This window comes from Paenibacillus sp. B01 (assembly GCF_009649995.1).
GTDB lineage: Bacteria > Bacillota > Bacilli > Paenibacillales > Paenibacillaceae > Paenibacillus_O > Paenibacillus_O pasadenensis.
Window position 1 is genome coordinate 4,699,601 of the sequence record NZ_CP045802.1, and the last position, 14,646, is coordinate 4,714,246.

General features: G+C 65.9%; 13 protein-coding genes and 1 pseudogene. 6 read left to right on the top strand and 8 right to left on the bottom strand.

All coding sequences use genetic code 11. The features are described 5' to 3' along the window. The first annotated feature begins 442 nt into the window (after positions 1-442). Entirely contained in the window at positions 443-1,084 is a 642-nt protein-coding gene (locus GE073_RS20170) for a GntR family transcriptional regulator (protein ID WP_028600749.1), read from the top strand. Between the two features lie 107 nt (positions 1,085-1,191). Here the strand turns inward: GE073_RS20170 and trhA are convergent, their stop codons facing one another. The 4 genes from trhA to GE073_RS20190 form a co-directional block, all read right to left on the bottom strand. Then, positions 1,192-1,836: a PAQR family membrane homeostasis protein TrhA gene (trhA, locus tag GE073_RS20175; RefSeq protein ID WP_028600748.1), complete on the bottom strand. Its 645-nt coding sequence runs from the start codon at positions 1,834-1,836 to the stop codon at positions 1,192-1,194. A gap of 94 nt (positions 1,837-1,930) precedes the next feature. After that, on the bottom strand, positions 1,931-2,272 hold the full coding sequence (locus tag GE073_RS20180; protein ID WP_153784177.1) for a hypothetical protein: 342 nt from the start codon (positions 2,270-2,272) through the stop codon (positions 1,931-1,933). Further along, positions 2,269-3,009: a pirin family protein gene (locus GE073_RS20185; protein ID WP_153784178.1), complete on the bottom strand. Its 741-nt coding sequence runs from the start codon at positions 3,007-3,009 to the stop codon at positions 2,269-2,271. Before GE073_RS20185 ends, GE073_RS20180 begins: the two co-directional genes overlap by 4 nt. A gap of 29 nt (positions 3,010-3,038) precedes the next feature. Further along, positions 3,039-3,764 carry a hypothetical protein gene (locus tag GE073_RS20190; RefSeq protein ID WP_028600745.1) on the bottom strand — a complete coding sequence of 242 codons (726 nt, stop codon included), beginning with the start codon at positions 3,762-3,764 and terminating at the stop codon, positions 3,039-3,041. Positions 3,765-3,943: 179 nt separating this feature from the next. Here GE073_RS20190 and GE073_RS20195 point away from each other — a divergent pair, with 179 nt between their 5' ends. From GE073_RS20195 to speD, 5 genes are all read left to right on the top strand, one after another. Next, entirely contained in the window at positions 3,944-5,245 is a 1,302-nt protein-coding gene (locus GE073_RS20195) for an ABC transporter ATP-binding protein (RefSeq protein ID WP_153784782.1), read from the top strand. Further along, a complete protein-coding gene (locus tag GE073_RS20200) occupies positions 5,242-5,910 on the top strand; it encodes an ABC transporter permease (RefSeq protein WP_153784179.1) in 669 nt (222 codons plus the stop codon). The genes GE073_RS20195 and GE073_RS20200 overlap by 4 nt, the downstream gene beginning before the upstream one ends. Next, positions 5,907-6,908 (top strand): glycine betaine ABC transporter substrate-binding protein, encoded by a 1,002-nt coding sequence (locus GE073_RS20205; protein WP_153784180.1) that lies wholly within the window; start codon positions 5,907-5,909, stop codon positions 6,906-6,908. Before GE073_RS20200 ends, GE073_RS20205 begins: the two co-directional genes overlap by 4 nt. Beyond that, complete coding sequence (locus tag GE073_RS20210; protein ID WP_416362096.1) at positions 6,905-7,645, top strand: ABC transporter permease; 741 nt, start codon at positions 6,905-6,907, stop codon at positions 7,643-7,645. Before GE073_RS20205 ends, GE073_RS20210 begins: the two co-directional genes overlap by 4 nt. A gap of 88 nt (positions 7,646-7,733) precedes the next feature. Then, the gene (gene speD / locus GE073_RS20215; protein ID WP_028600743.1) at positions 7,734-8,540 is read left to right on the top strand and encodes an adenosylmethionine decarboxylase; all 807 of its coding nucleotides are present in this window, start codon (positions 7,734-7,736) and stop codon (positions 8,538-8,540) included. Positions 8,541-8,681: 141 nt separating this feature from the next. Here speD and GE073_RS20220 read toward each other — a convergent pair whose 3' ends face one another. From GE073_RS20220 to GE073_RS20235, 4 genes and pseudogenes are all read right to left on the bottom strand, one after another. Further along, entirely contained in the window at positions 8,682-9,986 is a 1,305-nt protein-coding gene (locus GE073_RS20220; RefSeq protein WP_153784181.1) for an MFS transporter, read from the bottom strand. A 114-nt stretch (positions 9,987-10,100) separates the two neighbouring features. Further along, positions 10,101-11,255 (bottom strand): winged helix-turn-helix domain-containing protein, encoded by a 1,155-nt coding sequence (locus GE073_RS25845; RefSeq protein WP_153784182.1) that lies wholly within the window; start codon positions 11,253-11,255, stop codon positions 10,101-10,103. A 144-nt stretch (positions 11,256-11,399) separates the two neighbouring features. Continuing rightward, the gene (locus tag GE073_RS20230) at positions 11,400-11,936 is read right to left on the bottom strand and encodes a GNAT family N-acetyltransferase (protein WP_228551676.1); all 537 of its coding nucleotides are present in this window, start codon (positions 11,934-11,936) and stop codon (positions 11,400-11,402) included. Between the two features lie 118 nt (positions 11,937-12,054). Then, a pseudogene (locus GE073_RS20235) lies at positions 12,055-14,056 on the bottom strand (Na+/H+ antiporter). Positions 14,057-14,646: the final 590 nt, after the last annotated feature.

The window sequence follows — 14,646 nt, forward strand, 5'->3', positions numbered from 1 at the left end:
AAAAACCTGCATGCCCTCGGCATCCAGGCGGAAAAGCGTCTTCCAGCGAAAATCCCCGCTGCTCGAATTCGAGCAAAGAATGGGCTGCTCTATCCTATTCGGACAGCGCTTGTCCGATTCCTGCTGCGCCCGAATGGGGCGGTTGTCCCAGCGTCCGGGTCGCCGCCGGCTCACCCCTATGTATACAATATTCAGTCTGAATCAAAAAAAAGAGAGAGTTATGGAAGAGATCATAACATAGGATTCGAAAACCATCAACGGAATTTTCAGACGTTTCCGATGGCGGCCCCCCAGGCCCGCCTTTTATTTCCATTTCAGACGGAAAGAAGCTTGATGAGGCAAGGAGGCAGTGATATGATGACGGTAGATCATTTGTATACATTATATTGCATAACCATACATAGCAGGATGATCGCCATTACGCCGCAAAGGAGTCTTCGGCATGCAGCTCAAGTATCAATCGTTGAAGGACCATGTCTACGAATATATCGCGCAGCGCATTCAGGACGGCAGCCTGCAGCCCGGCTCCAAGATCAACGAGGCGGAAATCTGCAAGCGGCTCGACATCAGCCGCACGCCGACGCGGGAGGCGCTTTTCCAGCTGTCTTCGGACAATCTGCTCGACTACTTGCCGCGCCGGGGCTTCACGGTGAAGGCGTTCGACCGCAAGAAGAAGGAGGATTACTCCCTCCTGCTCGGCACGCTCGACGCGCTCGCCGCCTCGCTCGCCTGCGAACGGCTGGAGGAACGCGACTGGAAGCAGCTCGACCGGATCGTCGAGGCGATCGAGGACGATCTCGATGCCCATGATTTCGGCGGCTATTATGCCCGCCAGGCGGAATTCCACGACTTTTACCAGAACCGCTGCGGCAACTCGCCGCTCGTCGACAGCCTCCACTCGCTCAAGAACGGCTTCATGCGCCAGAGCTACGCCAGCGACGACAAGGGCCGGCTCGCGTCGCTGCTCCGCCAGGTCAACGCCGAGCATCGGCTGATCGCGCAGCTGTTCCGCGAGCGCGACAAGCTCCGGCTCGAGCAGGCGATCAAGCATCACTGGCGGATCATCGACTTCGACATGATCTGAACAGCTTTCGACCGGCAGCAGCCAAAACAGCCCGCCGCTCGGCTTTCCGACCCAAGAGGATCGGAAGCTGGAGCGGCGGGCTCTTTTAGGATAGGGAGCCTCCCCGATCAGCGGGGAAGCACGTACAGCAGGATCGTGAAGAAATGCGCGATCGACCCCGCCAGCACGAACAGATGCCAGACGGCGTGATGGTACGGGAAGCTGCGCCAGACGTAGAACACCGTGCCGACCGTATACAGCAGTCCGCCGGCGATCAGCAGCGTCAGGCCCGCCGGAGCGAGGCTCGCGGTAAGAGGGCCCCAGGCGAAGACGACGATCCAGCCCATCAGGATGTACAGCAGCGTCGACGTGAACAGGAAGCGCTTGGTGAAGTACGCCTTGAACACGACGCCGGCGACGGCGATCCCCCAGACGATGCCGAACAGCGTCCAGCCGAGCGATCCGCCGATCGTGTGCAGCACGAGCGGCGTGTACGTGCCGGCGATGAACACATAGATGAACGAATGGTCCAGCACCTCGAGAATGTCCTTCATCCGTCCGTCGCGGAAGCTGTGCACGAGCGTCGAAGCCGTGTACAGCAGCAGCATCGCCGTGCCGTAGATCGTGAAGCTGACGACATGCATCGCCGTCCCCTTCCAGGCGGCGAAAACGATGAGCACGACGAGCGCCGCGATGCTGAGCGCCGTGCCGATGCCGTGGGTGATCGCGTTCGCGACCTCCTCGCGGCGGGTGTACGTATGCGTGTTGGCCATGGGGCCCCTCCTTTCCGGTCTTGCTCCATCCTATGGCGCTTGGGCCTGGGCGGTTCCGGCATCGCTCGTTAGACGAGCGGCTCGTCCTTAAAGTCTACACCCGCTCGTTGGAATACGCCACTCTGGCGTTCACCTCGAAGATCGCCTCGCCCGTCGCCGGGTCGTACTGATAGGCAGGCTCGTCCAGATCATACAGCCAGAACTTGCGGATGCGCTCCTCGCCGCCGACCGCCTCCGTAATGAAGTGGAAAAAGTTCAGCTGGCCGACGTTCGCTCCGATATAGTCGGCCTCGCGCGGCGTCAGCGCGCTGACGGTGATGATCCAGCCGCGGCCGCCTTCCTCGACATGCGCGGAGAGCTTGTGCTCGGCCGTGTCGATGAGCGTCCGGCCGATGACGAGCTTGATGAGCAGCTTCTCGCTGCGCTTTTCGCTCATGCGCCCTCTCCTCCTCCGGCCGGCGCGCCCGCGCCCATGTCCAGCAGCAGCAGCCGGCCGCCGCCCGCGCCGCCCTTGAGGGAGAGCCGCGACAGGCCGTCCGCCCGCAGCGTATCGCCCTTGAACAGCTCGCCGATGCCCTCGATCTCCGCTTGGCCGTCGATGGCGAACAGATACAGCAGCCGCTCCTCGCGCGTGAAATGCTCGACCGTCATTCCCTCGTCCAGCACGGTCAGATAGAACGTCACGTCCTGATGAATGGCGGCCGCTCCCGGTCCGGCCGCATCGCGGGAAACGATCGGCAGCAGCTGGCCGCGCGCCGACTTGGGATCGAAGACGCTCGTCTCATAGGAAGGCTCGAGCCGCCGCGTCTGCGGGGCGAGCCAGATTTGCAGCAGATGGACCGGCTCCTCCGGATCCGGATTGACCTCGGAGTGCACGATGCCGGTGCCGGCCGTCATCCGCTGCACTCCCCCATAGGTCGTGACGGCGCTGTTGCCCGCGCTGTCCTCATGCTTCAGCCGGCCGCTCAGGACGACGGAGACGATCTCCATCTCGCGGTGCGGATGCGCGCCGAAGCCTTTGCCCCCGGCGATGATGTCCTCGTTGAATACGCACAGCGGCCCGAAGCTGCGATTCGCCTCGTCGTAAAACTCCCCAAAGCTGAAGCTGAAGCTGCTTTTCAGCCAGTCGCTCTCGCGGTGGTACCGGTCCTCGTTGCGGATAATGGCCTGCATGGAAGATTCCCCTTTCTTTATTGAATCAGCTAACCTTTTATAAGTGTAGCGGACGAATAGCCGGCTTTCAACCAGGAATAGATCGCGTCGACGGTCTTTTCCAGATTGCTGCGCGAGCTGGCGTCCACATAGGGAAGCTGATGCCGGAAATAGTTCGTATGCCCGCCGATGACCGGCAGCCCCTCCACATGGCCGGGCGCATGGCGGACGCGGCTCCACTGCGGCATCCGTCCGGGAACGGACCGCCAGCCGCCCCAGCCGCCGATGCGCGTGATCGGATCGTCCGGCTTGCCGGCGGCGTCGACCGCGTAGAAATACGCGACCGACGCCTGCAGCGCGTCGTCGATCGGCGTCTTGGGCGAGCCGACCTGGGCGACGCGCAGCAGCTCGGCGTCCACTCCGCGCTGATGGAGCAGGCGGGCGGCCTGATAGGCGGCCAGCCCTCCTCCGCTATGCCCGATGAACAGAATCGGGCCAGCCCCGCCGTAGGTGCGCTCGATCTCCTTGACCATCGAGCGCCCGCCGATCCGCGAGGGCAGCACGCGGCGCGCCAGGTCGGAGCGGACCTCCCACACTTGCCGCCAGAGGCTCCGCGAATAGTCGCCGTAGGGGAACAGCGTCTCGAATTCGGCCTCCGTGCCGATCAAGCCGAGCAGCCGCTCGAGGCGGCGCCGGCATTCGTAAAAGGTGGACGGATACGTCGCGACGCCCGCGACATGGTACACCGTCATCTTTGGCGGAAGCTGCTGCTCCATGCTCCGTCCTCCCCTTTCCCCGATTGCTAAATTGTAGCATGTTCCGATTCCGCGGCGCCAATTCGGCGGCCGGCGAGGCGCGGCAGGGAGCGGACGGATGAAGCTCCAGCATCAGGAACATACTTTACCCATCGCATGCGCGGCATGAAGCCGCATCCGGAGGTGAAGCGAGGATGACGATGATCCAGATCCGCGACGTGAACAAACGCTATGACGACGGCTTTCATGCCCTCAAGAACATCAATCTCGAATTCCGCCAAGGCGAAATGACCGTGCTGATCGGCCCGAGCGGCTGCGGCAAGTCGACGACGATGCGGCTCGTGAACCGGCTCGTCTCGCCGACGAGCGGCACGGTCGAGATCGGCGGCCGCGACATCCGCTCGATCGATCCGGTCGAGCTGCGGCGCAGCATCGGCTACGTCATCCAGAGCGTCGGCCTGTTTCCGCATATGACGATCGGGCGCAACGTCGCCGTCGTGCCGAGGCTGAAGCGCTGGGACGCGGACAAGACGGCCCGGCGCGTCGACGAGCTGCTCGACATGGTCGGGCTGAAGCCCGACCTGTACCGCGACCGCTATCCGTCGGAGCTGAGCGGCGGGCAGCAGCAGCGGGTCGGCGTCGTGCGCGCGCTGGCGGCCGATCCCGACATCATCCTGATGGACGAGCCGTTCAGCGCGCTCGATCCGCTCAGCCGCGAGCAGCTGCAGGAGGACGTGGCGCGGCTCCAGCAGGAGCTGCACAAGACGATCGTGTTCGTCACCCACGACATGGACGAGGCGCTCAAGATCGCCGACCGGATCGTGCTCATGAAGGACGGCGAGGTCGTGCAGAGCGATACGCCGGACCGCATGCTGCGGCGTCCGGCGAACGACTTCGTGCGCACGTTCATCGGGCAGAAGCGGCTCGAGGCCGGCGGAGCGGCGGACGTCGCCGAGCGCGAGGCCGGACCGGATCTCGGCGGCTTCGTGATGGCCGACGGGCCGACGGTGAACGACGTCATGGTGACGCAGCCGGCCGTCACCTATCCGGGACGCGGCCTGGCCGAGGCGATCACGACGATGGAGCGGCGCAAGGTCGACTCGCTCTACGTCGTCGACCGCCAGCGCAAGCTGCTCGGCAGCGTATCCATCTACAACGTGATGGACAGCTACGGCGACGAGGACAAGACGGTCGCCGACGTCATGATGCCGGTGCGCTACTCCGTGCAGTCCGGCACGCCGCTGACGCAGGCGGTCGAGCTGCTGGCGAGCCACCGGCTGCACAACGTCGCCGTCATCGACGAGGGCAGCCGCTTCATCGGCCTCATCACGCGCGGCAGCGTCGTGCGGCATCTGGCGGAGAAGCTGCCGCATGGCGACAACGGGGAGGAGCCTGGCTCCTCTACCGGCCTCGGCCCGCATGGCGGCACCAGGGAGGAGCCCCCCGCCAGCTCCTCGACCGGCCTCGGCCCGCAAAGCGGCACTCGGGAGGAGCACTCATGAGCGACGGCCTCTCTTTTTTTGAGTTTCTCGGCGAGCGGCTGCCGGACCTGCTGCTCGCGCTGCGCGAGCATCTGACGCTGTCGCTGATCGCCGTGCTCATCGGCTCGGCGATCTCGCTCCCGCTCGGCGTGCTGCTCGTCTACAGCCGGATCGGCTGGCTGAACAGCGCCGTCTTTTTCCTTGCGAACCTGCTGCAGACGATCCCGAGCCTGGCGCTGCTCGCCATCCTCATCCCGCTCATGGGCATCGGGGCGCGCCCGGCCGTGCTCGCGCTGCTGCTCTACTCGATCATGCCGGTGCTGCGCAACACGTACGAGGGCTTCCGCTCCGTCGATCCGCATGTGCTGGAGGCGGCGCGCGGCCTCGGCTACTCGGCCGCCCAGCGGCTGCTGCGGGTGCAGCTGCCGCTCGCCGTGCCGTACATCATGTCGGGCATCCGGCTGACGACGGTGTACGTCATCAGCTGGGCGACGCTCGCCACGCTCGTCGGCGCGGGCGGCCTCGGCCAGCTCATCGTCTCCGGCATGGGCGTCAACCAGCCGTATCTGATCGTCGCCGGCGCGCTCGGCGCGATCGCGCTGGCGCTCGCCGCCGACCTGCTGCTCGGCTGGCTCGAATCCGCGCTCGGACGCCGCTTCGGCCTGCGGGGAGGTGCGGCGGCATGAGCCTGGCACGGCGATGCGGCGAGCGCGGCACGGACAAGGGACGCTGCGGCTGGCGCTGGCCGAAGACAGCGACGGCTCTAAAGGCTCTGGCCGGCAAGCCTCGGGCGGCGAGGACGGCGGCGAGCGCCTGCCTCGTCCTGCTGCTGACGCTGGCGGGAGCCGGCTGCGGCGCCCGGCCCGACCTGCGGATCGGGGCGCAGACGTTCACCGAGACGAAAATCCTCGCCGAGATGTACAAGGCGCTCATCGAGCAGAAGACCGGCCTCGACGTCAAGGTCATTCCCGACCTGGCGGCCAGCCCGCTCGTCTTCAGCGCGCTCGATCGCGGCGACATCGACCTGGCGACGCTGTATTCGGGCGAGATTTTCAACAACCACTTCCCGCTGGAGAGCCTGTCCAAGGACCGCGCCGAGGTGCTGCGGCAGGCGCAGGAGGGCTTCGACCGCTACTACGGCTTCGACTGGATGGATCCGCTCGGCTTCGAGAACACATACGCCTTCACCGTGCGCCGCCAGGTCGCGGAGGCCAGCGGCTATCGCCGCATCTCCGACATCAAGCCCGATGCGGCCTCGATGCGCTTCGGCGTCGACACGTCCTGGCTGGAGCGGGCGAGCGACGGCTATCCGGCTTTCCGGCAGGAGTACGGCATCTCGTTCGCCAAGGCGTATCCGATGGAGCTGAGCCTCGTCTATACGGCGGTCAAGAACGAGCAGGTCGACATCGTGCTCGCCTACTCCACCGACGCCCGGCTCAAGGCGTTCGATCTCCAGACGCTGCAGGACGACCGCCGTTTCTTCCCGCCCTATGACGCCTCGCCGGTCATGCGCAAGAAGATGGAGGCGCTCCATCCCGGCGTCAAGGAGGCGCTGCGGCCGCTGATCGGCGCGATCGACGCGGAGACGATGATCGGGCTCAACTACCAGGTCGACATCGAGAAAAAGAGCGAGCGCGAGGTCGCCCTCGCCTACCTGAAGCAGAAAGGGCTGATTCCGAAGTGACGGAACCGGACATGACGTTCGCCGACTTCGCGGACTATTTCTGGCGCAACCGCGGGCTTATGGGCGAATACTTCCTCCAGCATGTGCAGATGGTCGCCGCCGGCGTCGGGCTTGCCCTGCTGGCCGGCTTGCCGCTCGGCATCCTGTGCATGCGCGGCCGCTGGACGGCGCGCCTCGTCCTCGCCGTGACCGGCATCCTGCAGGTCGTGCCCTCGCTCGCGATGCTCGTGCTGCTCATGCTGTGGATGGGGCTCGGCAACGCGACCGTGATGGCCGGGCTGTTCCTCTACTCGCTCAATCCGATCGTGCGCAACACCTACGTCGGGCTGCAGCAGGTGAGCGGCAGCCTGATCGACGCCGCGCGCGGCGTCGGCATGAGCCGCTGGCAGCAGCTGTGGCGCGTGCGCGTGCCGCTCGCGCTGCCGTACATGATGACCGGCCTGCGCGTCGCGGCCGTCATCGCCATCGGCGTCGCCACGATCGCGCCGCTCGTCGGCGGCGACGGCCTCGGCCGCGAGGTGTACGCCGGCATCAACGGCCAGAACTCGCTGCGCATCTACTCCGGCGCGCTGCCGGCCGCGCTGCTCGCGATCGTAGCGGATATCGGCCTCGGAGCGCTCCAGCGCCGGCTCGATCCGGCCGCCGCCCGCTCGCGGCGGCCGCGCGCCGGCGGCGGCGCGTCCGGCAAGGACGGCGCCGATGCGGCCGTGCCGCCGGTGCCGAAGGCGCAGGGCTGAGCGCCGGCGCTCGGGGCCTTTGGGTCATTTTGCCGCGGCCGGGTAATAAGGAAGACGGACTTATCGCAGCGAAGGAGAGGACTGCCGGATGAAACTGACGCACGAGCAAGTGATTCAGCTGCATGGCTTCAACAACCTGACGAAGTCGCTCAGCTTCAACATGTACGACATCTGCTACACGCGCACGAAGGAAGAGCGCGAGGCGTACCTCGCCTACATCGACGAGCAGTACAACTCGGATCGGCTCGACGGCATCCTCCGCCATGTCGCCGACATCATCGGCGCGCATGTGCTGAATACGGCCAAGCAGGACTACGAGCCCCAGGGCGCGAGCGTGACGCTGCTCGTCTCCGAGGGGCCGGTCGTCCAGGTGCCCAAGGAAGCGTTCGACGAGTCGCCAGGCCCGATGCCGGCCAACGTCGTGCTGCAGCTCGACAAGAGCCATATCACCGTGCACACGTATCCCGAGTTCCATCCGGACGAGGGCATCAGCACGTTCCGCGCGGACATCGACGTCTCCACCTGCGGCGAGATCAGCCCGCTGAAGGCGCTGACGTACCTGATCTCCTCGTTCGATACCGACATCATGACGATCGACTACCGAGTGCGAGGCTTCACGCGCGACATTACCGGGCACAAGCTGTTCATCGACCATGACATCAGCTCCATCCAGAACTACATTCCCGACGAGGCGCAGGATCTGTTCCATATGATCGACGTCAACGTCTATCAGGAGAACATCTTCCACACGAAGTGCAAGCTCAAGCAGTTCGACCTCGACAACTACTTGTTCGGCTACACCCGGGACAAGCTGAGCCGCGCCGAGCAGGACGAGATTACGGAGAAGCTCAAGGCCGAGATGGACGAGATCTTCTACGGAAAAAACATGAGCTGACCGCCGCGGAAAAGGAAAGACGCCCCGCCGAATGGACATTGGCGCCCCCCAGGGGGCCAAGCCGATGACGATTCGATGAGGCGTCTTTTTTCGCATGGCGTCGACGACGCAGGAGCGGCGGCGCGCGTCCGTCAGCGGCGCTCAGCCTTGGGCCGCGCGGACGGGAGGCGGGCTCTGGACGGGCGCCGAGGCCGGCCACAGCCGGCCTGCGAGCAGCAGGCCTCCGACGCCGACGACCGCGATCAGGGCTCCGAGGCCGGCAAAGATGAGGCGCGGTCCGGCCAGGCCGACGAGCAGCCCGCCGAGCAGCGGCGCCACGATCATGACCGTGCCCAGCACCATGCTCTGGATGCCGAACACCCTTCCCGTCATGGCGGGAGGCGTCTCCTTCTGCAGGCAATAGCTGAAGGCGACCATGAACATGCCGTTGCCGGCGCCGAGCAGCAGGCCGAGCAGCAGGACGGGCAGCGCGGCGACGCCGGGCTGCAGCAGGCCGAGCCCGCCGATGGCAGCGCCGATCATCGCGTAGCCTCCGCCGAGCCGGACGCCGTGGCTGAGCTTCGCTCCGGCGCGGTTCATAAGGGCGATCATGCCCACCGCTCCGGCGCCCGCCGCGGCGATGAGCCAGCCCAGCATCTCGTCCCGCTCAGGGGCGATCGCGAGGAACAGGCTGGCGAACTGGAAGTCGACGATCTGGATGAGCAGCGTGCCCGCCAGGCCGAACAGCATCGTATTGCGCAGCAGGCGCGAGCGGAGGATGAAGCTCCAGCCCTCCCGCCACATCTGCCGGGCCGGAATCGGCGGAGGGCCGTCATCGCCGGCGCTCGCCGGCGCACCAGCGCCGCGGGCGGCGCCGGACGCCGCGGCCTCCGGCTTGACGAAGAACAGCAGCAGGCAGGAGAGCAGCCGCAGGACGGCATTGAGGGCGATGCACCAGCCCGGTGAAAGGACGCTCAGCGTCAGTCCGCCGAGCAGCGGTCCGGCGATTTTGGAGCTTTGGTTCACGAGGCCGTTCAGCGAGGATGCCTGCAGCAGCTGATCCTCGCGGACGAGGCTGCGGGTCAGCGCCTGCTGGGCCGGCACGTTCAGCGAGGAGACGGCCGACCGCAGGGCGAGCAGCGGCAAGAGCGCGTAAAGGTTCGGCGCGAGCAGCAAAGAAGCCGTCAGCAGCGCCGTAGCCAGATCGCAGAGCCGCATCAGCTTGAGCTTGTCGACCCGGTCGGCGATGACGCCGGCAAAGGAGCCGAACGCGATGCCGGGCAGAGCGAGGCTGACGGGGATGAGAGCCAGCATGAGCGGGCTCGCTCCCCAGCGGTAGGCGACGAGCACCTGGATGGCGATCATATCGAACCAGTCGCCGAAGACGGCGAACGTATAGGCGCCCAAGACGCGCCTGTAAGCCTTGTTGGCCAGCAGGCCGCGGCCTGCTGCGGATGGATGGGTCATGACGGATCTCTCCTGTCCGGCGGGAAGCCGTTGGTTGAGATCCACTTTAGCGCCGGAATGTCAGAGGATGATCAGAGGAGCGCCAAAAAATCCGTCCGGGGCGCGACGCTGAAATCAGCCCTGCAGTCCGGCCTCGAGCTCCCGTCCGATCCGGCTCAGCAGGCCGGGCAGGCCGCAGCGGGCGGACTCCTCCGCGAACTGCCGCTCGTACCGGCGGACGGCAGCCTCCGCGCCGGGGACAGGCATCTGCCGGCAGAGCTGCACGATGCGGAACAGCCCGAACAGCTTGATCGGCACGAAGCCGGAGATGTCCAGGACGCCGAGCCCCTCGTCGATCCTCGCTTCCCCCGCCTTGCGGTCGCCGGCGCGCAGGCGCCTCAGCCCGCTGACGATCTGGAAGCTGCCGATCTCCCTCAGGAAAGGCTGTTCGGCCAGCAGCCTTTCGATGCGGGCTTCCAGAGCCTGAAGCCGCTCATCGTCCGTCTCCATGTAGAGCCGGGCGTACAGCTCGGAGACGGCCGCCGGCGTCTCGAAGCTCTTGAAGCCGGGATCGCGGGCGATCCGCTCCCGGGTGTGCCGGAGCCGCTCCAGCGCGGCCTCCGGCCGGCCCGACGCCGCATACAGATCCAGAATGTTGAGCAGCTCCACCTCGCGATGCTGGCTCTCCGGCAGCCGTCCGTCAGCGAGCGCCCGCTCGCAGTAGGCGAGGCTCTCCTCGGGCTTCCCGGCGAACAGGAAAAACAGCAGCAGCCAGTACAGCCGCTCCGGCGGCTTCAGGCCGCCGCCGTCCAGCAGCCATTGCACGTCGCCTTGCACGAAGCGGGTGTAGACGGCATAGAACGGGTCCAGCTCGAACCCGAGCACATCCTGCTGGCGGGCCAGCGCCAGCATCGACTTGCCCTGGCCGTAGCGATGGTATTTGACGAAGATCTCCCGCATCTGCTCCTGCAGCTCTCCGTCCTGCGCGGAGGGCTTGCACGGATCGCCGCCGCCGCCGATGGTCAGGACATAGCCGAAGCCCCGCACGGTGCGGATTTCGACTCCGTCGAGCGGAGCCAGCTTTTTGCGCAGCCGGTAAATATGGTCGTCGACCGTCCGTTCGACCGGATACTCGCGCGGCCATACGCGGTCGAGCAGCTGCTCGCGGCTGAAGGCCTGCCCCTGGTTGCGGCTGAGAAAATGAAGCAAGGCATACTCCTTCGGCAGGAGCTCGATCGACATTCCCTCCGTCGACACCGCATATCCGTTCTCGCTGAAATCCAGTCTCATGACGTTGCTCCTTTTCAAGATCCTGGCGCCATTATAGCATGCTCTTCGCGAGAGCCGCTTCCCTGCGGATGTCCAAGCAAAAGCAGCCCCGCCTCGGCCTTGGCCGAAGACGGGACTGCAAGGGACGGATGCGGCGGCGGCCGGCTAGCCGGATTCCGGCACGGCCAAGCCGCTTGGATCCTTGGAAAACAGCAGGATGCCGCTGCGGCGCGTCCAGCCCGATCGGCTCCAGAAAGCAACGCCGCTCTCGTTGTCCTCGAGCACCATCAGGTGGCAGCGCTCGATGCCGGCCTCTCCGAGCGCCGCGAGCGAGCGCTCCGCCAGCTGCCGGCCGATGCCTCGGCCGCGGTGCTCCGCATCGACCGCCAGATGGTAGAGATAGCCCCGCCGGCCGTCATGGCCGCACATCGACGTGCCGACGACCCGGCTGCCGCTCAGGCAGACGAAGCTCATGCCCGGGTTGCGCTCCAGATAGGAGGCGATCGCCTCCAGCGAGTCCGCGCCGCTCAGCGCCAGACCTTCCGTCCGCTCCCATAGCGCATAGGCCCCGGCGTAATGGGCGATCGTCATCGGCTGCAGGCGGAGCTGCTCGGCCGCCGGAGGCGACACCTTGACTGCGTCTGCCGACAGCTCCTGCCCGATCGGCCCGAGAGCCCGCCTCACCGCCAGGGCTGCATCCAAGCCCGATTTCTCACGCGGCCCCTCTTCCTCTTGATGAGGGATTGCCGTCTTTTTGGAAAAATCCGCTTTGTCTGGGCTCATCTCTCTCCGTCCTTTCTAGATCCTGACGCATGCGCCGTCAATGGGCGGCGTGCGTGCCGAGCTGCTCGTTCTCTTGCAGGCTCGCCTCGCGGTAGTTGACGTACACGCGCAGCTTGGCCGCGAGCTTGCGGTCGATGCCGCCTTCCTCGAACAGCCGCTGGATCTCGTTGCGCTCGGCCTGCACCGCCTTCTGCTCCAGCTCGCGGCGCTCGGCGGCAGTGCCCGTCTCGCCCCGCCCGAACCGGTCTCCGCGCAGGCGCAGCGCCAGCTCGCGATAATGGCCCAGCATCGCCTGGATGAGGTCCGGGCTGTACTCGCCCTCAAGCTCGCGCAGGCGCTCGATCGAGGCGCCGATGGCCGCCTGCTTGAGATCCTTGTACTCCTCCTTCACCCGCTCGGCCTTCAAGCGCCTTGCGCAGGCGGCCGCGCTTGGTGAACAGCCGGATGAACAAGCCGTACAGCAGCGCCGCCAGCAGCTTGAAGCGATTCGTCAACGCCAGCTCGACGCGGTTCAGCGACGACTGGAACGCCTCCTCCAGCTGCGGCGTGATGCGCCCGTCGGCCAGCCATTCGCGGGCGAGCCGGCGCTCGGCCTCCAGCGCTTCCAGCCGCAGCGGCACGACCGCCGAGCGGGACTCCGTGTCGGCCGCCAGGCCGATGCGCAGCTCCTGCAGCCGCTGGGCGTAGTCGGCCTTGATCGCAAGCGCCGCCGCCTGGTTGTCCTCGCGCATCTCGGCCTGCACCGTGCTCAGGCCGGCTTCCAGCACCTTGATGCGCGCCCGCCGCTCCGCTTCCTTGGCGGCGGCCTCCGCGCCGACCTTCGGCGCCGCCCCCGGCTCGCGGGTGAGCAGCGGCAGGAAGACGCTCGCGATGACGAGCGTCAGCAGGATGACGCCGGCGCAGATGAACAGGATGAGGCTGCGCTCCGGGAACGGCGAGCCGTCGCCGAGCAGCAGCGGGATCGAGAACGCGCCCGCCAGCGTCACGGCTCCCCGCACGCCGGACAGCGCCGTCAGCAGCGCCGGCTTCCAGCGGCGGTCGCTCGCCCATACCCAGACGAAGCGCAGCGCCAGCAGCAGCGCCGTAATCGCGAAGATATAGCCGATGACCTGGCCGTTGTGGTAGTTCGGATCCTCCCATATTTTCGTGATGACGGCCGGAATCTCGAAGCCGAGCAGCATGAACACGAGGCCGTTCAGGCAGAACAGGATGACCGACCAGGTGCTGTCGGACACGACGTTGAGGCGGATCGTCGACGGTCCCATCCGGTCGCGCTCGACGGCATGCACGACGCCCGCCGCGACGACGGCGAGGATGCCCGACACATGCAGATGCTCGGCGGCAAGGAAGATGAGGAACGGCGTCAGGATGAGGATCAGCATATGGACGGTGATGTCCTCCATCCCCCAGCGCCGCAGCCACACCCGCAGCCAGACGGCGGCGAAGCCGAGCGCCGCGCCGACGGCGAGTCCGCCGAGCGCGATGACGATGAAGCTGCCGGCCGCATGCGTGATCGAGAAATACCCCGTCACCGTCGCCGCGATCGCAAAGTTGAACGCGACGAGGCCGGAGGCGTCGTTCATGAGCGCCTCGCCCTCGAGCAGGCGCAGGATGCCGCCGGGCAGCTTGGCCCGGCCGGAGATCGAGCCGACCGCGACCGCGTCGGTCGGCGACAGGATCGCGGCGAGCGCGAACGCGGCCGACAGCGGAATGGCCGGGATCAGCCAGTGGATGAACGGCCCGACGAGCAGCACGGTCGCGAAGACGAGGCCCAGCGCCAGCAGCAGGATCGGCGAGCGCAGCCGCCACAGCTCCTCGCGCGGGGTGATCTTGCCGTCATTGAACAGCAGCGGCGCGATGAACAGCACGAAAAACAGCTCCGGCTCGAACGGCACATGATGCACGAACGGCATGTACGCCGCCGCGATGCCGAGCCCGATCTGGATGATCGGCACCGGAACGAACGGGATGAGGCGCTGGATGACGTTCGAGGCTCCGATCATGACCAGCAGCGCCATCGTCAGCAGAAAAATCTCCATGATTCCATCAAGCTCCTTCAGCGAATGGACAGCCTTATGAGGCAGTATCTTATTACTTTACCATAAGAAAGCAGGCTGAACCTAACCGGGACGCGACGCCCTGCGTCCAGGGGACGCCTGCATCAAGGCGGCACGCCTGCATCCTTGCGGCACGCCAGATCAAGGCGGGACGCCGGCATCCTCGCGGCACGCCTGCATCGCGCGGAAGCGACCATAGCCCGATTTCTAAAGCAGCCCGCCCCAGCAGCGCCCTCCCGGCGGCCCCCTCCACCCGCATCTCCAACGATACTCACAGACGTTATTTCCTTCAAAAGAGGCTGGCCAAAAACGCAACGATACTCAGCGAGCTTATTGCTCCAAAAAAGAGCTTTTGCCATGCCGAAACGACTGAATAGCGCTCGCCAGTATCATTAGATTGCCAAAAACCTCCGATTCGACAAAATAAGGCTTCTCCGTATCGCTTGAGCGTCTATGCAATCCCGCTGTCAGGCTTGCATGCCTCGACATGATGTCGGCGCTGCGAGAGTGAAGCTCATGAAATAAAGAAGCGTTCCGCCCGGCACTTTCGAGCCGATTGGAACGCTTCTTTC